General features: G+C 44.4%; 19 protein-coding genes. 14 read left to right on the top strand and 5 right to left on the bottom strand.

What is annotated here, in order from left to right:
• Positions 1–6 precede the first annotated feature (6 nt).
• The 5 genes from QNI08_RS07615 to QNI08_RS07595 are packed head-to-tail and all read left to right on the top strand — an operon-like array spanning position 7 to position 4946.
• Positions 7–1452 (top strand): aldehyde dehydrogenase family protein, encoded by a 1446-nt coding sequence (locus QNI08_RS07615; RefSeq protein ID WP_285766827.1) that lies wholly within the window; start codon positions 7–9, stop codon positions 1450–1452.
• Between the two features lie 18 nt (positions 1453–1470).
• Positions 1471–2256: an aspartate dehydrogenase gene (gene nadX / locus QNI08_RS07610; RefSeq protein ID WP_285766826.1), complete on the top strand. Its 786-nt coding sequence runs from the start codon at positions 1471–1473 to the stop codon at positions 2254–2256.
• A gap of 43 nt (positions 2257–2299) precedes the next feature.
• The gene (locus QNI08_RS07605; protein ID WP_285766825.1) at positions 2300–3601 is read left to right on the top strand and encodes an aromatic ring-hydroxylating oxygenase subunit alpha; all 1302 of its coding nucleotides are present in this window, start codon (positions 2300–2302) and stop codon (positions 3599–3601) included.
• Between the two features lie 22 nt (positions 3602–3623).
• Positions 3624–4133 carry an aromatic-ring-hydroxylating dioxygenase subunit beta gene (locus QNI08_RS07600; protein ID WP_285766824.1) on the top strand — a complete coding sequence of 170 codons (510 nt, stop codon included), beginning with the start codon at positions 3624–3626 and terminating at the stop codon, positions 4131–4133.
• A gap of 21 nt (positions 4134–4154) precedes the next feature.
• Complete coding sequence (locus tag QNI08_RS07595; protein ID WP_285766823.1) at positions 4155–4946, top strand: SDR family NAD(P)-dependent oxidoreductase; 792 nt, start codon at positions 4155–4157, stop codon at positions 4944–4946.
• Between the two features lie 259 nt (positions 4947–5205).
• Here QNI08_RS07595 and QNI08_RS07590 read toward each other — a convergent pair whose 3' ends face one another.
• Entirely contained in the window at positions 5206–6117 is a 912-nt protein-coding gene (locus tag QNI08_RS07590; RefSeq protein ID WP_285766822.1) for a LysR family transcriptional regulator, read from the bottom strand.
• A gap of 315 nt (positions 6118–6432) precedes the next feature.
• Here QNI08_RS07590 and QNI08_RS07585 point away from each other — a divergent pair, with 315 nt between their 5' ends.
• The gene (locus tag QNI08_RS07585) at positions 6433–8247 is read left to right on the top strand and encodes an assimilatory sulfite reductase (NADPH) flavoprotein subunit (protein WP_285766821.1); all 1815 of its coding nucleotides are present in this window, start codon (positions 6433–6435) and stop codon (positions 8245–8247) included.
• A 27-nt stretch (positions 8248–8274) separates the two neighbouring features.
• Positions 8275–9993 carry an assimilatory sulfite reductase (NADPH) hemoprotein subunit gene (gene cysI / locus QNI08_RS07580; RefSeq protein ID WP_285766820.1) on the top strand — a complete coding sequence of 573 codons (1719 nt, stop codon included), beginning with the start codon at positions 8275–8277 and terminating at the stop codon, positions 9991–9993.
• Positions 9994–10054: 61 nt separating this feature from the next.
• Here the strand turns inward: cysI and QNI08_RS07575 are convergent, their stop codons facing one another.
• From QNI08_RS07575 to QNI08_RS07565, 3 genes are read right to left on the bottom strand one after another with little or no spacing between them, the layout of a single operon-like run.
• On the bottom strand, positions 10055–11140 hold the full coding sequence (locus tag QNI08_RS07575; protein ID WP_285766819.1) for a Ger(x)C family spore germination protein: 1086 nt from the start codon (positions 11138–11140) through the stop codon (positions 10055–10057).
• Positions 11137–12225, bottom strand: coding sequence for a GerAB/ArcD/ProY family transporter (locus QNI08_RS07570; protein WP_285766818.1), 1089 nt, complete (start codon positions 12223–12225; stop codon positions 11137–11139). Before QNI08_RS07570 ends, QNI08_RS07575 begins: the two co-directional genes overlap by 4 nt.
• Positions 12226–12243: 18 nt before the next feature.
• Complete coding sequence (locus tag QNI08_RS07565; RefSeq protein WP_285766817.1) at positions 12244–13728, bottom strand: spore germination protein; 1485 nt, start codon at positions 13726–13728, stop codon at positions 12244–12246.
• A gap of 274 nt (positions 13729–14002) precedes the next feature.
• Between QNI08_RS07565 and QNI08_RS07560 the strand changes: the two genes are divergently transcribed.
• Genes QNI08_RS07560 through QNI08_RS07550 form a run of 3 tightly spaced genes read left to right on the top strand, consistent with a single transcriptional unit; the run spans position 14003 to position 17633 of the window.
• Positions 14003–15433: a spore germination protein gene (locus QNI08_RS07560; protein ID WP_285766816.1), complete on the top strand. Its 1431-nt coding sequence runs from the start codon at positions 14003–14005 to the stop codon at positions 15431–15433.
• Entirely contained in the window at positions 15430–16524 is a 1095-nt protein-coding gene (locus QNI08_RS07555; protein ID WP_285766815.1) for a GerAB/ArcD/ProY family transporter, read from the top strand. Before QNI08_RS07560 ends, QNI08_RS07555 begins: the two co-directional genes overlap by 4 nt.
• On the top strand, positions 16521–17633 hold the full coding sequence (locus QNI08_RS07550) for a Ger(x)C family spore germination protein (RefSeq protein WP_285766814.1): 1113 nt from the start codon (positions 16521–16523) through the stop codon (positions 17631–17633). Before QNI08_RS07555 ends, QNI08_RS07550 begins: the two co-directional genes overlap by 4 nt.
• Positions 17634–17761: 128 nt before the next feature.
• Here the strand turns inward: QNI08_RS07550 and QNI08_RS07545 are convergent, their stop codons facing one another.
• A complete protein-coding gene (locus tag QNI08_RS07545) occupies positions 17762–19207 on the bottom strand; it encodes a flavin monoamine oxidase family protein (RefSeq protein ID WP_285767124.1) in 1446 nt (481 codons plus the stop codon).
• Between the two features lie 400 nt (positions 19208–19607).
• Between QNI08_RS07545 and QNI08_RS07540 the strand changes: the two genes are divergently transcribed.
• The 4 genes from QNI08_RS07540 to QNI08_RS07525 all read left to right on the top strand — a co-directional run bounded on the left by QNI08_RS07540 (position 19608) and on the right by QNI08_RS07525 (position 23563).
• The gene (locus QNI08_RS07540) at positions 19608–20969 is read left to right on the top strand and encodes a cytochrome ubiquinol oxidase subunit I (protein WP_285766813.1); all 1362 of its coding nucleotides are present in this window, start codon (positions 19608–19610) and stop codon (positions 20967–20969) included.
• A 14-nt stretch (positions 20970–20983) separates the two neighbouring features.
• On the top strand, positions 20984–22030 hold the full coding sequence (locus QNI08_RS07535) for a cytochrome d ubiquinol oxidase subunit II (protein WP_285766812.1): 1047 nt from the start codon (positions 20984–20986) through the stop codon (positions 22028–22030).
• 29 nt (positions 22031–22059) lie between these two features.
• On the top strand, positions 22060–22818 hold the full coding sequence (locus QNI08_RS07530; RefSeq protein ID WP_285766811.1) for a hypothetical protein: 759 nt from the start codon (positions 22060–22062) through the stop codon (positions 22816–22818).
• Positions 22819–22981: 163 nt separating this feature from the next.
• Positions 22982–23563 (top strand): TetR/AcrR family transcriptional regulator, encoded by a 582-nt coding sequence (locus QNI08_RS07525; protein WP_285766810.1) that lies wholly within the window; start codon positions 22982–22984, stop codon positions 23561–23563.
• Positions 23564–23621 lie beyond the last annotated feature (58 nt).

Below are 23621 nucleotides of genomic sequence, written 5' to 3'. Positions count from 1 at the left end.
CTAAGGATGATTTCGACATACCCATATGTTTCAGGTAAATGCCTGTTAGACGGTGAATGGATCGGACAGGCAGAAAAAGGGGACGTAATCAACCCTGCAAATACTTCGGAGGTTGTTGGCCAAGTGGCAAAATGCTCTGGGGAAACGGTAAAACAAGCGATTGACGTGGCAGAAAAGGCCTTTGAAACATGGTCACGCTCTGAAGTGAGTGAGCGGGCTGACCGTATGGATGCAGCTGCAATCCAATTGGCAAAAACCCTTGAGGAAAATGTTACAATGTTTGTGCGGGAGAATGGCAAAACACTTGTTGAAGCTAAAAAAGACTTGGTGCGGTGTGTGGAAGTCATGAGAGACTGTGCTGCAGAGCTGCTGGATTGGTGGAAGCCAGAAGAGCTGCCAGGAAAACAAAAAGTCCAAATCAGAAGAAGGGCGAGAGGGGTCACTGCCATTATCACGCCATGGAATTCCCCGATGATATTAACCTTCAAACGGGTGATACCTGCTGTATTGGCAGGTAATGCCGTAATCGTGAAACCTGCCACGAATTGTCCGCTGACGATCATGACCTGCTTAAAAGTCGTGGCTGAACATTTCCCCCCGGGGGTCATCAATATAGTGACGGGTTCAGGGAAAATAATTGGTGATTTGCTTTGTTCCGATTCCCGTGTCCGGACAGTGTCATTCGTCGGAAGTACAGAAACGGGAAAGGAAATCATGAAGAAATCGGCTGGCAAGCTGCAGAACGTCTATATGGAGCTCGGAGGAAATGATCCGGCATTAATCCTGGAAGATGCCAATTTGGATGAAGCGGCGATCAAACGTTTGCGAATGGGGATTTTACGGGCTGCCGGCCAAGTTTGTTCTGCGGTCAAGCGGGTGTATGTCCATTCATCACGCTATGATGAGGTTGTTGAAAAGCTAACCAAAGAGTTTAGCAGGATGGTGGTCGGTGATGGCATCCAACCTGACGTAACCATGGGGCCATTGAACAATAAGGCACAATTCGATTTTGCGCAGGGCTTGATCGAACGTACGGCCCATGCAGGCGCCACCATTACCACGACTGGCATTCGATTAAACCCCGAAACCTGGGATGCTGGCTATTATATGCTCCCAGCTCTAGTAACAGGAGTCCATCACCAGAGCGAGGTGGTGCGAGTCGAGCAATTCGGACCGATCATTCCCATTGTTCCCTTCGATGAAACGGAAGAAGCCATAAAGTACGCAAATGATAGTGAATTTGGCTTGCGTGCATCGATATGGACTGAGAATGAGGAAGCAGCCATTTTACTGGCAGATCGCCTGGAAGCTGGAGCGGTTTTCCATAACAACCATACCGTATTCAGTGATTTGGCACTTGATTTCCCTGGCTTAAAAGAAAGCGGTTTCTCCCGGGAGACAAAACATTGCGGGCTGGAATTCTTTGCGGACTCTTACGGGTTTGCTGATTGAGGGAGGGATGAAGTTTTCATGAGATTGGGTTTGATCGGCTGCGGGAATATCGGTAAATTTTTGCTTCAGGCAATAAATGAAGATGGACTTCTTCCAGGCAGCAGGATTGTTGCGCTTTATGCACGCCGTGAAGAGATCGCAGCTCAATTATCTGAGCAATTTAAAGCAAATGCGTATGGTGATGTCGATGGGCTCTTGGAAGCGGATGTCGATTTCATCATTGAGGCAGCGACGGTTGAAGCTGCAAAGGAGTATGCAGCGAATGTTCTGAGAAGCGGCAAGGACTTATTGCTGAGCAGTATTGGGGCGATGGCTGATGCGGCTTTTGCGGAAACCGTGAACAAGCTTTGCCGGATGAATGACGTTCAGCTTTTCCTGCCTTCAGGCGCAATCGGAGGTCTTGATGTCCTTAAATCGGCAAATGCCATGTATGGACTGGAATCCGTATCCATCACCACGAGAAAACCACCAAGCGCATTGCCGGCTGGTTCATCATTGGCAAACGAAAAAGTGTTATTCGTTGGGTCCGCTGCAGAAGCGATCAAGAAGTTTCCGAGAAATATCAATGTTGCGGTAGTTTTGTCATTGGCCGGTATAGGAACTGAGCATACGAAAGTGAAAATCATTGCCGACCCTAATGTGGTGAAAAACATCCATTTAATCGAAGCGACTGGTTCGTTCGGTAAACTCAAGCTTGAAGTGGAAAACGATCCGATGCCCAATAATCCGAAAACGAGTTATCTTGCGGCACTAAGTGTATTGGCGACCCTGCAAAACAAGGAAAACCGCGTTCAAATCGGTTAAGGAAAATGGACAGAAAGCAGCCTATCGAGGGGAGAGTAAAACTATGATCAAAACGGATAAACCATTGGAAGAAATGACTAAACAGCAAGTGGTAAACCATCTATGCGCTACAGTCAAACCAGAGGATGGCGTTATACCTGCCTATCTCCTGGGCGATCCAAAGGTGTACGAAATCGAACATGAGAAAGTGTTCTTGAAAACGTGGGTTTTTGTCGGCCATGAATCCGAAGTTCCCAACAAAGGAGACTTCATGACCCGAGAACTTGCAGGTTACTCGCTGATCATCACCCGAGATGGTGAAGGGGAAGTACGGGCATTTTATAATATGTGCACGCACCGCGGAATGAAGCTGTGCCGGGCGGATAAAGGGAACAAGTCGATGTTCACATGTCCTTATCATGGATTTAATTTCAAAAACACAGGTGAGCTCGTGGGGGTGCCGCTGCAAAAGGACATATATGGCGGGATGCTTGACCGTACAACGATGGGGCTGCACAAGGTGAAGCTCGAATCCTACAAAGGCCTTTTATTTGGGACATGGAATGAAGAGGCGGAGCCGCTTGAAGATTTCCTCGGAGATATAAGATGGTATTTGGATATTCTTGTCGGCCGTGCAGAAATGGAAGTGATCGGCGTTCCTCAGCGATTTATCGTGAGTTCCAATTGGAAGGTGGGTTCCGATAATTTTGTTGGTGATTCCTATCATACGATGGTTACACACGGCTCGATAGCAAAGCTGGGGATGGTGCCTAATGCAACTTATTCGAAGCGAGGTTTCCAGATCCATACCGAAAATGGACATGGCCTCAACTTAGGGACGCCCAATCCGGACTTTGCTTTCCCTGAAGAATTGAAGGAGGAATTTAAATGTAATTTATCGGCAGAACAATACGGAGTATTATCAAACTTGAAAAATATGATTGGAAACGTTTTCCCGAACTTGTCTTTTTTAATTTCCCATACAAAAATCAAGGACCGGTTCATCTCCAACACTTCTATTCGAATGTGGCGCCCGATCGGTCACGATAAGATGGAAGTGATCGCTTGGATGCTCGTTGAAAAAAACGCCTCACAAGATTGGAAGGACCGTTCGAGGGATTCGTTTATCCTGACATTCAGCCCCTCTGGTATTTTTGAACAAGATGATACGGAGGTGTTTACGGATATCACGGAAGCGGCCCAAGGGCCGATGCCTTTCCTGAAGAATTTAACTTATAACTATACAATGGGCCTTCACCGGGAGCCTGTTGAATTCGTAGGGCCCGGGGTTGCATATGATGATAAATTCACGGAAGCGAGCCAGCGGAACTTTTATAAATACTGGCTGGAGTTGATGACGAAATGAAAAGCGGGGAGGGGGAAGGCAAATGAATATGGAAGAAATGCTGGTTACATGCCAATTTGAGAAATGGTTGTATGATGAAGCACAATTATTGGATGATATCGAATTTGATCATTGGTTCGATCTGATGCATCATAGTCTCCGCTATCAAATGCCTGTGCGCATCAACAAGGAAGGGGTCGAACGTCCGGATTATTCCACAGATATGTTCACATTCAATGATGACATTGAGCTGCTGAAGCTTCGTGTGGAGCGCCTGAAAACGGATTATGCCTGGGCTGAGATACCGCCATCAAGAACACGGCGTTTTGTCTCCAATGTGCGTGTAAAAGACTATATGGAGGGGGAAAAAGCTGCCGTGAAGAGCTATCTTCTCATCTATCGCAGCCGCAGCTCCGATATTAAACATGATTTGATTTCTGGGGAACGCAACGACGAATTCATCTTCGAAGAAGGTAAATGGAAGCTTTCCAAGCGGGTATTCATTGTTGATCAATCAACGATAAATACTAGGAATCTTGCAATTTTCATCTAACTGACTGGAGGGGGCCTCACAATGGCAATGGCGTTAAAAGATAAAGTGGTGTTGATTACCGGGGGCAATTCGGGCATAGGCGAAGCTGTCACTCGACGATTCATACAAGAAGGGGCAAAGGTCAGCATCATTGGCCGCTCGATGGAAACATTAAAGAAAATCAAAGAGGAGTTCGGCGAAGGTGTTCTCATCAACCAAGGAGATGTAAGCAAATACGAGGACAATGAAAAAGCGGTGCAGGCAACCGTCGCGCAATTTGGCAAGCTTGATGTTTTCGTTGCAAATGCCGGGGTCTTCGATGGATTTGCAAAATTTGCCGACGTCACTCCGGATGCCCTCTCCGATGCTTATGATTTTTTGCTTGATATTAATGTCAAAGGCTCTTTCTTCGGAGCGAAGGCTGCACTTGCGGAACTGCAAAAAACGAACGGCAACATCATTTTCACCGTATCAGGTGCAAGCTTCTATCCGGATGGCGGGGGTGTTTGGTATACAGCAAGCAAGCACGCCCAAATCGGTTTGATGCGCCAGCTTGCCTTCGAACTCGCTCCGAATATCCGGGTGAATGCAGTGGCTCCTGGAGGGACACTTACGGCATTGTCGGTCATTCCGCCATTGTGTCCATTTGTGAAAATCGTTGACAATGATACGAAAGCAAGCAGCATTAGAAAAAGAAACCCGCTTCAGCTTGCCCAGATGCCCGAGGATCATGTGGCAGCTTATGTCCTTCTGGCCTCGGACGAAGCGAGAGCAATTACCGGTGAGGTCATTTCCAGCGATGGTGGATTGTCAGTCCGTGGATTAGGTGGTTGAATTCATGAGCAAATACCTTTTGAGAGATGGGTTATTGAATCTATTAAGCCATAGGGATATGAATCAACTAACTTTTGGTGTGGAAGGTATATGCTTATAGGTTAGCGTATTCATGTCTTTATCACAGCATTCGGCACTTGAGGGGTTTGCAGGTACATAATGAAGGAATAATCATACACATTACCGAAATCATACAAGGCCTGGGAGGAATGCTCCTGCCACGGCCTTGCATGGGGTTGGCAAGAATGAGTGAATGAGGCTATTTATCAACCAATCTCGCTTTTAAAGGCCATTTTTTATTTAATTCCTTTATAAAGGTCTTCACATTCTTTTTGTCCTTCATGATTGGAGAATATACATAGGATAGTGTTCTGTTAAAAGCCTCATTTTTCAAAGGGATGATCGAGAGGATTTTGTTTTGGACATCCCGCTCAATGACACTTCGGGAGAGAAGGGCAAGCCCTGCTCCATGTTTGATTAACGTTTCCTTGATCCCTTGGTTGCTGCTGATGGTAAGGATCGATTTGATTTTGAGCCCATTTGAACGTATCAGATGGTTCAGGTATTCCCGTGTGCCGGATCCGACTTCCCTTGTTACCCATGCTTGGTCATGCAGGTCGGCAATTTCCGCCTCAGTCTTATTAGCGAGCAGGTGATCGTTGGATGATACGACGAATAACTCATCTTGCATGAAGGGGTGTACCGATAGCTCTTTTTCATTGGTTTGTCCTTCAATCAAGCCAATATCGACTTTATATAACCGAACGGCCTGAACGATTTCTTCAGTGTTTCCGATAACGACTTGAAGCTCAAGTTCTGGATAGTCCTCTTGCAGATCAATGAGCAAGGAAGGCAAGATGTATTCGCCAATCGTAAAACTCGCACCTATTTTCAATTCACCCTTGATCGACCTATCATGTTCCTGAATGTCTTGTATCGTCTGTTCATAAATGGTGATCATTTGTTTAGCGCGATCGTAGAGAATTTCTCCCGTCAAGGTGACTTTCAAAAACTTGGGCGATCGGAGGAATAATTTCGTTTGAAACTCTTCTTCTAATTTTTTTATGTGCAAACTAACATTTGGTTGTGACATTAGGAGAATTTCGGCTGTTTTTGTAAAATTCTTGACTTCTACAAGCGTCACAAATGTTTTTAAAGCATCATAATGCATCGGAATACTCCCTCTATTATTAATATTCTTAATAGTAACAATAAATTAAATATATTTTACTAATGATGTGACCTCGGGTAAAGTATTATGAAGAACTTATTTTAGAATCATTGGCTAAGCAAGGCCATCATCTTAATCGTTTCATTTATTAACAAACCAAGCGTACCTGTTCCCTCCATGAATAAACTGAAATTTTCAAATTTTTTATCGTTAAAACCGACTTGATCTATAGGAGTAAAAGAGTTAATTTATTTCATGGAGTGAATGAAAAGAAGAATCTAAGATAAGTTCATATTCCTTTGTGAGGTGGAAATCGTGCAACTTCAGGTTAGTAACAGTCCTTTTAATCATGAACAAGCAGAGCTGCTTAACAAGCTCCTGCCTGGCTTGACAGTAAACCAGAAAGTATGGTTAAGCGGTTATTTGACAGCAACTTTGTCAATTTCCAATTCAATTGAACCGCTTGAGCCGGTGAACGCAGTTCCAACCGATGTCCAGGAAATATCTAAAGAAGTCACGATCCTATATGGTTCACAGACGGGCAACGCACAAGGGCTGGCCGAAAAAGCGGCAAGAACGCTCAAGGATAAAGACTTTCAAGTAACGGTTTCATCCATGAGTGACTATAAAGTGAATCATTTAAAAAAAGTCGAGAATCTTCTTATCGTCGTTAGTACACATGGAGAGGGTGATCCACCGGATAACACGATTTCCTTCCATGAGTTTCTGCATGGAAGACGGGCAACCAGGCTTGAAAATCTCTCCTATTCCGTATTGGCGCTGGGTGACAGTTCTTATGAATTTTTCTGTGAAACGGGAAAACAATTCGATAAGCGACTGGAGGAGCTTGGAGGCAAGAGGCTTTTTCCGCGAACGGACTGCGACCTTGATTACGATGAGCCTGCGGCTGAATGGCTCGAAGGCGTCATTTCCAGTCTAAGCATAGCGCAAGGGAATTCTCCTGCACCCGTAATTGAAACGCCGGCACAAACAGCTGAAACTACATATACAAGGACAAATCCGTTTAAAGCGGAAGTACTGGAAAACATCAATTTGAACGGGCGAGGCTCGAATAAGGAAACACGCCATGTCGAATTGTCGCTTGAAGGCTCTGGACTTATCTTTCAACCAGGTGACAGCCTTGGCATCTATCCAGAGAATGACTCGGAATTGGTGGATATACTCCTTCATGAACTCCATTGGGGGCCGGACGAAATGGTGAGGGTCAACAAACAAGGAGATCTCCAACCGTTCAGGGAAGCGCTCATCTCCAGCTATGAAATAACCGTTTTAACAAAATCTCTGCTTGAGCAGGCGGCCCGGATTTCAGGGAATGAGGATTTACAAATGCTTGTTGCCGCTGGGAACGAAGCGAAATTAAAAGAATATCGCGAGGGCCGGGATTTGCTTGATGTTGTCCGTGATTTTGGCCCATGGGGTGAGTCGGCTCAAGAATTCGTCTCAACGCTCAGGAAAATGCCGGCGAGGCTATATTCGATTGCAAATAGCTTATCCGCTTATCCGGACGAAGTGCATTTGACCATTGGGGCTGTCCGCTATGAAAGTCAGGGACGGGAAAGAAATGGCGTCTGCTCCATTTTATGCGCAGAGCGATTGAAACCGGGTGATAAGCTGCCCATATATGTTCAGCATAACCAAAACTTCAAGCAGCCGGTCGATGGGAATACGCCGATAATCATGATCGGACCGGGAACGGGCATCGCCCCATTCAGATCGTTCATTCAAGAGCGCGAAGAAGCGGATGCGAAAGGAAAGACATGGCTCTTTTTCGGTGACCAGCATTTCGTTACGGATTTCCTTTATCAGACGGAATGGCAAAAATGGTTGGAAACCGGCGTGCTGACGAAGCTGGATGTTGCCTTCTCGCGCGACACAGATGAAAAAGTGTATGTTCAAAACAGAATGCTTGAGCATAGCGGTGAATTATTCCGTTGGCTCCAGGAGGGCGCGGCCATTTACATTTGCGGCGATGAGAAAAACATGGCCCATGACGTCCATCATACGTTGCTTGAGATCATTGAAAGAGAAGGTCAAATGAGTCATGCAGATGCGCAAGCTTACCTTGATGGCATGCAGCAGAATAAACGCTATCAACGTGATGTGTACTGAAACTACCGATGAAAAGGAGATAACAACATGGTGAACCGACTATTAAAAGCACCAGAAGGACCGCCGAGTGATGTTGAGGAAATCAAGGAAAGAAGCAATTATTTGCGGGGCACGCTCCAAGAGGTGATGCAAGATCGTATTAGCGCCGGCATTCCAGATGATGATAACCGCCTGATGAAGCATCATGGCAGCTATCTGCAGGACGACCGCGATCTGCGCAATGAACGTCAAAAACAAAAGCTTGAGCCAGCATACCAGTTCATGCTTCGTGTGCGCATGCCGGGCGGGGTGGCGTTGCCCTCACAATGGCTGGTCATGGACGATCTTGCCCAGAAATACGGGAACGGTACCTTGAAATTGACGACAAGGCAGACATTTCAGATGCATGGCATCTTAAAATGGAATATGAAAAAAACGATACAGGATATTCATGCTTCCATGCTTGATACCATCGCTGCATGCGGTGATGTCAATCGGAATGTCATGTGCAATTCGATCCCCTTCCAGTCTGAAATCCATTCGGAAGTGTATGAATGGTCGAAACGATTAAGTGATGATCTATTGCCGCGGACAAGGGCCTACCATGAGATATGGCTCGATGAAGAAAAGATTGCAGGCACGCCTGATGTGGAAGATATCGAACCGATGTATGGACCGCTATATTTGCCTAGGAAGTTCAAAATAGGCATTGCTGTTCCTCCGTCAAATGATATCGACGTATACTCTCAGGATCTTGGCTTCATAGCGATTGTCGAAAGCGGAAATCTCGTTGGGTTCAATGTGGCGATCGGTGGCGGTATGGGAATGACCCATGGTGATAAAGCGACATATCCCCAACTAGCCAAGGTAATTGGGTTTTGTAAACCTGCCCAAATCCTCGATGTGGCGGAAAAGATCATTACGATTCAGCGTGATTACGGAAACCGTTCCGTCCGGAAAAATGCCCGATTCAAATATACCGTTGACCGGCTTGGGCTGGAACAGGTAAAGAATGAACTGGAAAACCGCCTGGGGTGGCAATTGGATGAGGCGAGAGCGTTTCATTTTGACAATAATGGCGACCGCTACGGCTGGGTGGAAGGATTGCGAGGCAAGTGGCATTTCACCTTGTTTGTCGAAGGGGGCCGAATAGCCGATCGGAATGGTTACAAACTGATGACAGGTGTGCGTGAAATCGCTAAAATTCATACAGGCGATTTTCGGCTCACTTCCAACCAGAATCTGATCATTGCCGATGTATCAAGCCAGAGTAAGGAAAAAATCAATGATTTACTTGAAACTTATGGGTTGACGGATGGGACACATCATTCAGCCCTTCGCCGAAGCTCAATAGCTTGTGTGTCGCTTCCAACGTGCGGACTGGCAATGGCGGAGGCGGAACGGTATTTACCGGTTTTGCTTGATAAAGTGGAAACCATCATTGATGAAAATGGTTTGAGGGACAAAGAAATCACGATACGCATGACCGGCTGCCCGAATGGCTGTGCCCGCCATGCACTTGGAGAAATCGGTTTTATTGGAAAAGCACCTGGAAAGTACAATATGTATCTCGGAGCGGCATTCGATGGGAGCAGGCTAAGCAAAATGTATCGTGAAAATATCGGAGAAGCAGAAATTTTGAAAGAGTTGCAGGTACTGCTCTCACGGTATGCAAAAGAACGGGAGGAAAGAGAGCATTTCGGTGACTTCGTCATCCGTGCAGGAATCGTCAAAGAAGTGACGGACGGTACGAATTTTCATGCTTGATCCATGCAACAAAAACGAGACGGGAATCAACCCCGTCTCGTTTTTGCATGTGTCTTTCAGTTCATTCCGAAACCCCAGTTTGGAGGATGTCTGCCTTGGCTTCTATTTGGATGTCCATGTTGGGGTACATGCTTTTCCAACGCTGGTAGGTCATTCTTTTATTTTTGGCGTGAAATTTTTCCTTCAGGCCAATCGGATCAATGTTGCGTTTTTGGAAATCTTTAATAAGCCTGGTTGCCTGCCTCGTTAAATCGGCTTCCATATCCTGTTCAATTTTTTTGATCATTTTTCGATTGGTAAGATTGTCACTTCTCATTGACTCTTTAATTTGTCCTTTTATTTTGAGCTTTATCGTCATCGATGGATCGCTCTCAGAGTCGGAGATATGGTAACTCGTGCCGCTCCGGATGCTTTCCACGACAATATCGCTTTTCTTCTCGTCATCTAATTGAAATTTATATATTCCCCTTCGATGAGATTGAACCAGCGTTTTGAAAACGAACATATCTTTTGTGTTCACTTTACTGACAATCTTATTTTCATGAAACAGGGCAACACCGGAAACAGCAAGGTCATTGCCGATTTTTTTTATAATCGGGAGATAGGCATCACCGCCGTCTTCCAAGGAATTCCCCAAAAAAAGATGGAGGTTGGTGTCCGGTCCGTTCCCTGTTTCGTTTTGCTGATTGATTAGGTTCGATAAGAATATCCCGATATTCACATTCGAATTTGATGGCTTTGTATGGATGATATCCTTTACCTTTCCCTCGACGATGACGAGAAGAACCCGGTTGCCAAGCTGAGGCTCACGGTAAAGATAATCAGTCAGTTCAGTCATCCCGATTTTATGAACGATTTTTTCACTGAATAAAACGATGCGGGTCTGTCCAAGCAACACCGTTTTGTCTGCTTTTTTTGAAACGGCGGCCTGCACATCACTTGTCGTCGATGAAGTGCCGGATAAGATCTGGTATTTCCCCATTTTGTCTTGTTGGAAGATGGGGATGACGAACATTCCTTCAATTCTATCATTATTAAGCATATCGTAGCCGATTGCCTGGGACATGTTCACCTCGTCAACGACTCGTGGCTGGGCACAGCCGCTAAGAATGGCAGCAGTAAAAATGACAGGAAGTAATTTTCTCATAAACGATTCCTCTTTTTCTTAATATGGATGATGATCAAAAGAAGAGGCAGGTATGCTCCAAGGAAGAATACCCCGTATGGATCAATGATTCGCTTCAATATATTAAGCGAATCAATATCAAAGAAGAAAATGTTGACCATCAGGATAATAAGGGACATTCCCCATAATGGATACTTTTGCTGAATATTGAATAATCGCTTGGCCCCCCTGCTGGCAGCCCATAAGGAAATAGTCATGTTAGGTATGATGATGATGGCCCACCATGTAACAAATATATATTCAAACCGTTGAATAAAGGCCAATTCTACAATGCTCGTCATGGAAAGGGTTGGCCATATGGTCATGACCAGCTGCTTCTCAGAATAAAAAATGAGCGATACTACATAAATGAATAAGGTGAACAGTGTTGTTGTCAAAGCCCCTCCATGAGCATATTTTTGAGAAGCTTTGGCATCCTTGATGAATGGGTGAAATATCAGGAGCAATTCAAATCCAATCATGGTCAAGGAGACATTTCGCGTTCCTTCCCATATATCCAATATCGAGTGATCGAAAATGGGGAGTAGATTGGTGAATTCAGAGTATTTCATGGCATAGAAGAAAACGAATATAAGCCAGTAGGTCACTAAAACACTTAAAAAGGCAATACCCGTGATCGTACGGAATCCCCCTGTATTTATATAGTAAATCAGGATCAGGAAAACGAGGGAAAACGACCAAGCAGGTATCTCTTCAAACATCCATACATGTATGATTTCAATATAGCTGATCATGACCGTCAACCCGAGAATTAGAAAATAAAGAACGAATAGGAGGCTGAAGAAACTCCCGATCAATTTCCCGAATGCATGATAATTGACTGTGATGATATCACCGGGTACAATGCTGAAAATCTTATAAATCACCCATATCATGAAATGGACTATCAATCCCGCCAGTAGAATGGAGATCCAGCCATCCGTTCCTGTCGATTTTGCTAACATTCTCTGGAAGCTGAGCACCCCGATTCCGGTTTGCATCGAATGTACTAAAAAAAATACATAGAAAGGCTGCACCTTATACTTTTCATTTATAAGAAGGTTCATATCGGTTCCTTAATGCAATCATTCATTGAAATCATTTTTTTTGATTGCGTTTTTCTTTGGAGTTGATTGCCTTTTTGTATTTTCTGTTCGCAAATTGATAGGCCGCGACTTAAAGAAATTCATGGGTATCCTTATGAAGCTATCTTTCCAATCCTTCAGATGGAAGGGGTAAATCGGCTCAAGGTAGGGGTGTCCCATCGATGTCAACTTAATTAGATGTGTCATTAAAAACACCGCCGAAATCGTAATCCCGAGCAATCCCCAGATCTGGGCCCCAATCAAAAAGGGGAACCGCAGTAACCGGATGGCATTGCCCATTTTATAAATGGGGGTTACAAAGGATGCCAGCGCGGATAGGGCAACGATGATCAACAAGATATTGCTTGTCAGGCCTGCTACAACAGCTGCCTGTCCGATAACGATACCGCCGACGATACCCAATGTCTGACCTACCTTGGTTGGAAGCCTGGAGGCGGCTTCCCGCAGTAACTCGATCGAAATCTCCAAGAATAGCGCCTCGATCAAAGGCTGGAATGGAATCAGATTCCGAGAGGTGACGATCGTTTCCAAAAGATCCTTAGGTATCAGCTCATAATGATAGGTCAAGACTGCCACATAAAGCGGCGTGGCGAATATGGAAAAAATGACCGCGAATATCCTCAATAAACGAAATGCCGATGCAGGAATCCAGGGCATGTTATAATCTTCCATCGTAATGAAGTACTCCAGTAAAATGGTCGGAGCAATCAAGGCGGAAGATGATCGATCGATGATCATGGCCACTTTGCCTTCAGCCAGGGCACTCGCGATGCGATCCGGCCTTTCCGTGTTTAAAAAAAGGGGAAACAAGGTACTATTATCGTCATAAAGCATTTGCGCGAGATGAGAGCCATCCAGGATTTCATCAAAATCTATATCATTGACGCGCTGGATGACAGTATCCACATTTGCTTTGTCAACGATGCCGTCAATGGACAAGACGGCCACTTTCGTTTTGGATAAGCTGCCCACAGTCAGTTCGGTTACTTGCAATTCAGGTAGGGGCAGCCTTTTCCTGACGAGATTGAGGTTGATATCGATATCCTCGACAAAGGCCTCCTGTGGACTGATGATTCCAAATTCAAGTTCCGGTTTATCAACCTGGCGCCCTTGCTGGGCAACGACGTTTATCAACAAACACTCGTCAAGATTCGCATCCAGCCGGATCGCGATATGCCCTCTCATGATTCTCTTCTCAACGACAATCCTCGTACTGGTAATGAGCGTATCCTCAATCGGGATGCTATCTTTCATTTGCTCCAAATTGATTTGTTCCAACGTCGGTATCACGGAAAGTACACTTCTATGAAGCTCCTGTGCATCGATTAAAGAACGATAATACGATACCCAATACCCAACGCCATTATAGCAACCTTGATGGTTGATAAAATCATAGGATGATGATAGTGAATTGAATAGTTCACGTATTTCGGAGTTTTTATTGATGCCGTCGTCCATGTCCATTTGTTGTGAGCTGCTTTTTCTGGAATTCCTGCGGTTAAACAATGTTTTTCACCTCTTAACTCATGCTTATGACGGTTAGCATTTGCAATCTAATGACAGATTAACCATTATTGATGTCAATCCAGGGATTTTTTTGAAGAATGATGAATCCTTATACAGGGCAGGTGAAAAAAGCATTTTTCACTGTCGAAAGCCATTTTCCCTTCGAATAAAAAATTGAAAAAAGAGGAAACTACTATACAAATAATACAGTCACTGGACAAAGGAGCTCACGATGGAAAGTACATTCTTGCATATGAATTTGGATCAGAGCCAGGAAAGATTGAAATCTATATTGGATATGCAGGATGATGTGGTTTTTAAAGAGGTGTACATTCCCGGTTATGATCGCTCTGGATTATTTGTATTTGTCAATGGAACGATGGATTATCCAGCCTTCAATGAGATTGTTCTGGATTTATCAGCTGCCCAGGTTAAAACGGGACATCCCATTTCAATCGAGCAATTGGTCAATTCCAAAATTTGTTCGGTAAAGGAAGAAGAAATCAATACGTATGAGAAAGCCAATGAGCAGATTTTTGATGGGAAAACACTCTTATTCATAGACGGAATGTCAACGGGCTATGTCTTGAACCTCGAAAGGGAAAAAACACGAAATTTTGCGGAACCTACCACCGAAAGGGTTGTCCGGGGCCCCAAGATGGGCTTTATTGAAAGCCTGAAGGAAAATATCGGATTGATCAGGCAATACTCGAGCCATCCTAAACTCATCGTCAAGCAACAAAAGGTAGGGACGTTGGAAAAACGTGAATTGGCGCTGATTTATTATGAAGGCAAAGCAAGCGAAAGATTGATAAAAGAAGTGAATGAACGGATAGATGGAGTGAAGGAAACGGATTTTCAGGATACAGGAATGCTTGAGGAATTAATTGAAGATACATCGTTTTCCCCCTTCCCGCAAATCCAGAACACCGAACGCCCCGATAAAGTATTGTCCGCCTTGCAAGAGGGAAGAGTGGTGATCATGATCGAGGGATCGCCGTTTGCTTTGATGGCGCCAACGACGATGACGATGCTGCTGCAATCCCCAGATGATTATTATGAAAGGTGGGTAGCGGGTTCTTTTTTGCGGATCCTGCGGTATTTTTCACTTTTTGTGACCGTTTTCCTATCGGGAATCTATATTTCCTTGGTTTCGTTCAACCCGGGATTACTGCCGACTGAACTGGCGATGACAATCGCAGGAACGAGGGAGAACGTGCCCTTTCCCCCTTTTGTGGAAGCAATCATTATGGAGCTGACGATTGAACTGCTTCGAGAGGCAGGGATCCGTCTCCCTGCGCCAATCGGCCAGACAGTAGGCTTGGTCGGAGGAGTCATCATCGGACAGGCAGCCGTTCAAGCGAATATCGTAAGTTCCCTCATGGTCATCATCGTGGCGATCACGACAATCACTTCTTTTACGGTACCGCAATACAGCTTTGGACTCGCGTTTCGGGCATTAAGGTTCGGCGCCATGATCTTTTCGGCCGTCCTTGGTCTATATGGAACCACTTTATTTTTCATTTTGGTCATCAACCATTTATCCAAATTGACTAGCTTTCAAGAGCCTTATTTTCAACCGATGGATTTCATCGGGGGAAAGACTTGGAAGGATGCGTTCATTAGATTGCCGAAACGGAAAAAAGGGGGGAGACTCTCTTGAACGAGCGGGATGGCAAAATCGTTAGTGGGGAATTGGCTGCAATCATTTCCTGCGGCATGTTAGGGATCGGGATGCTGACGCTTCCAAGGACAATAACGGAAAAAGTTCAATCTTCCGATGGCTGGATCGTCTTGATCCTTGATGGACTGCTGATTGGATTGTTGGTTTGTTTGCTTGTGGCAATGCTGAAAAAACATCAGGTCACTAGTTATTTTACATATATGGAAGAGGCTTTTGGAAGTTGGCTCTCCAAGATTGTCGGGCTGCTCATCGTGTCGTACTTTATTGGTGTGGCTAGTTTCGAAGTCCTCGCCATGAGTGAAATGGTCCGGTTTTATCTGTTGGAGGATACCCCGGAAGAAATCGTGATCCTTACTTTGATTTTAGCCAGTATGCACCTTTTGACAGGGAGAATTAAAGCGATAGCCAAAGTGTGTGTGTTCTTTTTGCCGCTGACGATTGTCATCGTTTTATTTATTTACTTGCTAAGTATCAGGGTCGTCGATTTAAAAAACATACAGCCTGTCTTTAGCAAAGGCATTATGCCCGTTATGAAAGGGATGGGCACCGGGACTCTATCCTTCTTTGGCATCGAGCTTTTCATTTTCATGTTTGGTTTAGTGAAAAATCAAAAAAAGGTCAGGCGCGGGGTTTTACTCGGTTTTTTCATTCCCGTGGTTTTATACGTGATTACTTATGTTCTGGTTGTGGCTACCTTGACTGTACCTGAAGTCAAAGCCGTCACATGGCCAACGATTTCATTTATCCAATCATTTGAAGTCAAGGGGATATTCATCGAGCGTTTGGAGCTGTTTCTATTAATCACCTGGATCCTTCAGTTTTTTTGTACACATGCGATTTACTATTATTTTGCCGCGGAAGGCATGTCGAGGATTTTCAACAATTCATATACAACGAATCTGATCATTCTCGTGCCCGTCATGTTCATCCTGGCGGAAATCCCCAAAAATACAATCCAGATTTTTAAAATGAGCGACATGCTGGGGTATGCTTTCCCCGTGATTTTGATCGGACTCCCCATCGTTACCTTCGTGATCGTTCAAGTGAAAAGGAGTAGAAGAAGCCGATGAAAAGGTTATGGATGCTCTTACTGATACCATTGCTTTCAGGGTGCTGGGACAGTGAAAATATTGAGGAATTATCGCTTGTAGTCGGAGTGGGAATCGATTTAAGTAAAAACAAAAACGAAATCATGTTAACACAGCAAATCCTTGTGCCTCCGGGATACAGTTTGCAGGAAAACCAAGCTAAATTGAAATATAAAAATGTGACCGTCAGTGCTAAAACGCTACATGAGGCAATTAGGGATTCCTTGCTTCTAACCAATACGGTATTGACCAATCATCAACGGATTCTGCTCATCAATGAAGAAGTATTAAGAAAGATCCCGATGGAAGCCATCATCAATCAGTCGATTCGTGATAACAATACAAGAAGGAGCTGCTTTGTTTTTTTAACCAAGAGACCGACGAAGGACATTTTGGAGAGAGCGGACGACGGTGAGATTCCTTCTAATGTGATCTATGAATTGAAAGACAATGTTAAGCGAACGAACAAGATCCTTCCGCCATTAACATTGGGTCAAGCATCCTCCAGCCTGCAATCGGATGGAAGCTTTGCGATTCAGGCAGTCGAGATCAAAGGGGGGAAATTAATATTGCAGGGAGCTGGGGTGATCAACAATTCCAAGTTGGTCGGGCTCATGAATAACAAGGATATTGAATCACTAAATTGGCTGAACGGATCAGTGAAGGGAGGAATAATCGAAACGACCCATCATGGAACCCCATTCAGTGTGGAAGTGGATAAGCGAAAAAGGCGAAAGATCGTAACGGAATTGCACGGAAATCATTTAACCATCGATATTTCTGTCGGGTATACGGCAAGGCTTTCGGAGGATTGGTATGGCAAGGAAAATTCCTACAAAGAAAGCTATTTAAAAGAAGCGGAGCGCGATGCAGAGGACAAGGTGAAGCAAGATGTCGAAAAGATTGTCGGGAAATTGCAGCATCAATACAAAACGGGGGTGGCAGGGTTATTCCGTTATGTACAAAACCAGCACCCCAAGTTCTGGGAGGAAGACAAGGAGAAGTGGGATGAAATTTTTAGCGATGCCGATATCAATTACCACATTGACTTAGAGATCATTGACTTTGGCTCAAAAGGAGGGATTAAGTAATTGCTCAAAAAAATAAAACCCTCCTGAAAGGGAAGGTTTCTGGATAAAAACTCGGTAAGAGGATGTCTCCGGTTTTATTTGGTTTTTGATCGCTCCATGCAGTTCCATGGGAAAATCGGAAGTGTTATTTATCTATTGTCCGTTTTAGGCAGGTTCGTCACTTCATGTGCAACCCGTATCCCGGATTGAATTCCGCCTTCGATCCAGGCAGGTACCGTTGAAGTATGTTCACCAGCAAAGTGGACTCTGCCTTCCGGAGTGGGGATGTATGGGAACAGGTCTGTTTCTTGGCCGGGCTTGAACATGGAGAATGCTCCATAAGCATACTGATTCAAAGTCCAGCTGTAGGAAGTGCCGGTTAAAAATTGGTCGTATACTTGTTTTCCATGTACCTTTTCCAAATTTTTGAGCGCGTTTTGAATACGTTCTTCTTCTGGGAGGATATCCCATAGGGTAGCATCATCTTCCCACGTGTAACTTGCCAACAGGAGGCCTGATTCACTTCTCCTAAACAAATGATTAGAATAATAGGCAAACCTGATGGGGAGGTCTGTCGATAATTTCCCGCCATAGATCCCTTCCCTCTCCCAAAATCGTTGCCTGAATTGCAGCCCGATTTTGGTGGATGCGGCATAATGGAGCTCCCGGATTGCTTTCCATTTATTATGCGAAAAGGAATTCCGGGGCTCAATCTCGATAAAGGATAATAATTGAAGCGGAATCGTCACGATCGCAATGTCACCAGTAACGGTTAATGGCCGGTTGCTTTGGGTATGCCTGGATTCAATGGTGACCTGATCCGCTTGTTGGATGATTTTTTTAACTTGATAATTGAAATTCAGATTTTCCCTCAATTCCGGCAGAAATGCATAAGGAAGCTGATCGTTTCCGCCCTCGATTGCATAAAAGTCGATGTCCGGATTAAAAAGCGGCATTAGTTCACGAAGGATTGCAGGAAAGGAAAGCTCCGGGAAGCCCTCCAAGCCCAAAAGGACCTTTATGCTTTCGATTGCCCCCGTGGATAAGCTGATCCCTACTGGATTGTATTGCAAAAAGAAGCTCATGGAGTACTTATCAAAGTCTCTAATGACGATGCCCCAATTGTTGATGGGGTCTTGATTGATGAAATCCGTCACCGGCTTGATTGCCATATTCAGTAATTCTTCTGCTGTTTTCCCTTTTTCTTGGGGCGCTACCGGATATTTCAGTATATCCGGGTTTCGTTGGTAGATCGCAGCTGTGGTCTTGATGCCATTAACATAAATAGGGTCATTTGGAGTGGCATTCATAAAAGAAATGGTGCGCAATTGGTATTTCTTGATATATTCAGCAACCAAATAATGATAATTCGGGATGCGCATGGCACCAGCTTCAAGATAGGCACCATCCAAAAAGGGCTCCCTCATGGTCAAAATGCGGCCGCCGAGCCTGCCTGTTGCTTCCAGTATCGTTACCTCGTGCCCAGCTTCCTTTAAAAGAGATCCGGCAACCAATCCAGAAATGCCGGCTCCAATGATGATGATTTTCTTGGGGGTGAAGGATGGACCCAGTCCATTTTTGATGACGGCGAGCATCTGGTCGGGTGAAAGCGGATCATTGGAAAAGGCCAAAGTAAAACTCTCCTCTCAGATTGCACTTTCCTAATCGGGATTTACGCTATCATATTCTAAAAGGTTCACGATTTATGAAGAATATCGAATAATTTGTTCAACTATCTACGAAAATCACAAAGCATGGCTTGGCTCAGTGATGGGATAAGGTATATCCTTTCGAAACGATTAAGACACGCTAGAAAATTATATATAACAACAATAACCTCGCTAGAATATATACTGAAAAATTCCCCCGAAAATTTTTCAGTAAAGCTTCACCCAGTGTTGATACCTATCAAAACTTAGTTTGTGGAATTTCATTAAATATTTTCCTTTCCAGCGGAGATACTACCAAGAGACAAAGGTTAGAAAGGAAGAAAGTATGGATCATTTACAAATGGCTCGTGCCATGTTCGGGACGAATATGGCAGTACATATCATATTTGCGACGATAGGCGTCGGGTTGCCGATGATGATGTTGGCCGCGGAGTTGATGTATCAAAAAACAAAGGACTTACAGTATGTCGTCATGGCCAAACGCTGGACGAAAACATTAGGGGTACTGCTCGGGGTGGGAATTCCGACCGGTACAATCGCAGGAGTGCAGCTATCCCTTTTATGGCCAGGATTCATGGAAGTGATTGGACGGGTGATGGCGCTTCCGTTCCAAATCGAGATTTATGCATTCATGGTCGAGGCGTTGTTCATGTCCATTTATGTATATGCAGCCGAAAAAATCAAGCCTTGGGCACGAATCGTAAGTTTGTTCTTTGTCGCCTTCGGGGCACTGGCTTCGGCTGTATTGATTTCAAATGTTCATGCATTTGAGGGGACGCCAGCCGGCTTCCGGTTCGAAAATGGGGAAATAGTCGATGTTGATCCATGGGCGGCTTTTTTCAATCCAAGCTTTTTGGTCACAGCAGGACATACGGCGCTTACAGCCTATACTACAGGTGCTTTCGTCGTAGCGGCAGTTGCTGCTTACAAAATGTTGAAGAACAAATTCGGGACCACAGAATTTAATTTTCACCAAAAAGCGCTGAAGCTCAGCATCGTCTTGGGTTTGGTTTTTTCTTTTTTGACCGCCCTGAACGGACATGCGACCACACAGCATTTATACAGGGAACAGCCGGAAAAGCTTGCTGCCGCTGAAGGCTTATTCGAAACTAAGGACCATGCTGGCCTTACGATATTCGGTTATACCGACCCAGAAGCTCAGGAAGTGAAGTATGGAATTGAATTTCCTTGGCTGTTAAGCTTTTTGTCAGGGAATAGTTTCGATACGGTCGTAACCGGATTGAATGATTTTCCCAAGGAGTATTGGCCGCCATTATATGTCCATATTTTATTCAATGCGATGGTGATCATTGGCTCGGGGCTAATCGCCTTATCTTTATTCGCTTTGGTATGGAATAAGTGGTTGAAAAAGGAAACCTATCCCAAATGGATTCTTTGGTTATTTGTGGCTGCTGGGCCGTTTTCGGTGATTTCCATTGAGTGCGGCTGGATTTTTGCTTGTACAGGCAGACAGCCTTGGACGATATACAGGATGTTAACGACTGCGGATTCAGTCACAACATATGATAACCTTGGATTTTTATTTACGATGTTCATACTTGTCTATATTGTGTTATGCGTGTCGGTCGTGTTCACTCTGCTTTACTATTTTAAACGACATACAATAATGGATGATATATATAAGGCTGAACAAAAAGATGTGAGGCTATTCGATTCCAATTCATGAAAGGAGGAAGGCCGATGAGTGATGCTCTTCTTGCCATAACGTTGGTGTGGGGCTTTATTTTTCTTTATGCCATCATGGCATCGATGGATTTCGGTGCTGGGTTTTGGGCGATGACTTATATTAAAAAGGAAGAAACGAATGCTACGAAGATAGCGAACAGCTATCTATCACCAACTTGGGAAGTGACCAATACATTTGTCGTCGGACTCGTCATTGCGATATACAGTTTATTCCCGGGGGCGGTTTTTCCGATAGGAGTGGCCTTGATCGTCCCAGCAAGCCTGATCTTGGTACTTCTATGCATCAGGAGTGCTTTCTTGGTTTTCTCCCATAGCGTGGACAAATATGAGAAAGTGCTGACGTATATTTCAGGGATTACGGGTTTGATCATCCCGGGGCTTTTAATCAGTGTTTTACCTATTACACATCTAGGCTTCGTCGAAGGGGTGAAGGGGAACGAAGAGCTCAATCTTACGAAACTTTTCACGAGCCCTAATGAATATGCCTTCTTGCTATTCGGAATATTTAGTACGCTTTTTTTATCGTCCCTGCTCCTATCCGATTACTCGAAGCAAGCAGATGAAATGAAGGCATACAAGATATACCGCAGGGACGCGATGATAACCGGTCCGCTTATGCTTGTCATGGCCTTGCTGGTCATGTTCACGTTAAGAAACGAAGCGAATTGGATTTACGTTGAAATGATGAAAAAATCTTCATTATTGCTTATATCCCTTATCTTTTTTGTCATCGCTGGGGTGGCGCTTTATCTTCCGTATTTTTCGAAACGGGAGGTTAAAGGGATGCCGCGCCTCGCCGTCATTGCGATCATCGTTCAATATTTAATCGGAAGCTATGTATATGGAATTGCCCATTTACCTTACATCATATATCCCAATGTCACGATTCTTTCGGGTTTTACCGATCCGACATCATTCCGTGCGGTGTTTGCGACATACATCGTAGGCTTTGCGATATTGGTTCCGGGTTTCTATTATTTCTGGTCGATCTTCATGAAGGATCAGCGTCGTAAATTCAAACGGCGACAAATGACCAATTAGTCCATCCTTTGAAAAGAGAGGTTTTCACGATGAAAAAGTTAGATTTGCTAAAATATGCGGTTTTAGTCATTTCAGTCTTTTTGAGCTATCACGCGGTTGAAGCCCATGATAAGAATTTTCAGGTTGAGGGCACTTACATGTCGACAAAAAGAGATGTAACAGGAGATGGGAAAATTGACATCATCCAGGTGCAGGGGCTGCCATATAAAGCGGGAAGCAAGTTCCTGAAGCAAATCGATTTGAGCGTCGAAAGCGATCGCCGGACGATCAGCGTCCCGTTGGAAGCAGGGTATGATCCTGAACTAAAGGTAGCGGACTTGAATAATGATGGACTGCAGGACGTGCTGGTCACGGTGTTGATGGAGGGAAAAGGCCGTTTGATCACAAGCTACGCCTACACATTCAAGGATGGTGAAGTGCAAATTCTGGACATGCCCCCATCCGTACCTGTAACGGCACAATTCCTCGACGGATACAAGGCCGAAATCAGCATTGAAGGACAAAAACCGATTGTGTTGGACATCTCTTCAAGAAAAAAAACTTACGATGAACTGGGCATTTATCAGGACGGAAAGCTTAATGAGCCAACCGAGCTATTGGTGGAGCCTTACTCGACACTTGACTTCAAGTCAATTTTTGGAAAAGGGAAGAGGCTTGCCGGAATTCAAAAAGTGAACGGAGCAGATGAACGTGATCCGTTATTGGAAATCCATTCGGTGTGGACGTATAAAAATGAGTGGCAGCTTGTAAAGGCAAAAGTGAAGGCAAACAAGCAAAAGAAGGGATGAATAGATGAATGGAAGATGACAGCTCTTGACTTTGAGGGCTGTTTTTCCAATGAATTTAAAAATTGACAATTTTTAATAATTTGGTAAAATCTAAATAAATCCAGTTTATACATAATGATTCCTTCTCAGCTGGATCAAATGAAAGCGTATACAATAGTGGGGGGTGCAGACTACGGAGTTAAGGGAAAAAATAATCGAAACATCGTTGACGCTCTTCGAACAGCATGGCTACCATGGTGTCTCGGTTAACGAAATCGTTAAGGCGTGCGGAACCAGCAAAGGCGGTTTTTATCACCACTTTTCTTCCAAGGATGAGCTTTTATTTGTCATCCATGATTATTTCATTTCATATGTATTAACAAATGCACAGGAAGCGATATCAGAAAGTACCCATCCAGCCGAAAAAATGCAAAGAATCATTCAATCATTCGTAAAAGTTTTTGACCTCTATCAACCGCACATTTCAGTATTCTATCAAGAAAGCATTTACTTGAAGCCACCTTATGTTGAAGCCATCAGAAATAAGCGTCAGATGTATAAAGAAATCATCTTTTCCGTCATCGAGGAGGGAATTGAAAAAGGTGTGTTCCGCCGCGAACTGCCTGTTGAAATTACCGGGATGTCGATTTTGGGAATGGTTAACTGGTCCTACAAATGGTACAAAAGGGGCGGAGGGAAAACGATTGATGAGATTGGGGAAATATATGTCGATTTAATCCTTCATGCCTTACTGGCGGATAAATAAAGCGCCCAGCCATTTTTATTTCATATAACCTCAACAAGTATGGAATGCAGCACCAAAG

The sequence above is a fragment of the Peribacillus folii genome, assembly GCF_030271255.1.
In the GTDB taxonomy this organism is placed as follows: Bacteria; Bacillota; Bacilli; order Bacillales; family DSM-1321; genus Peribacillus.
This window is presented reverse-complemented; position numbering and strand designations above follow the sequence as displayed.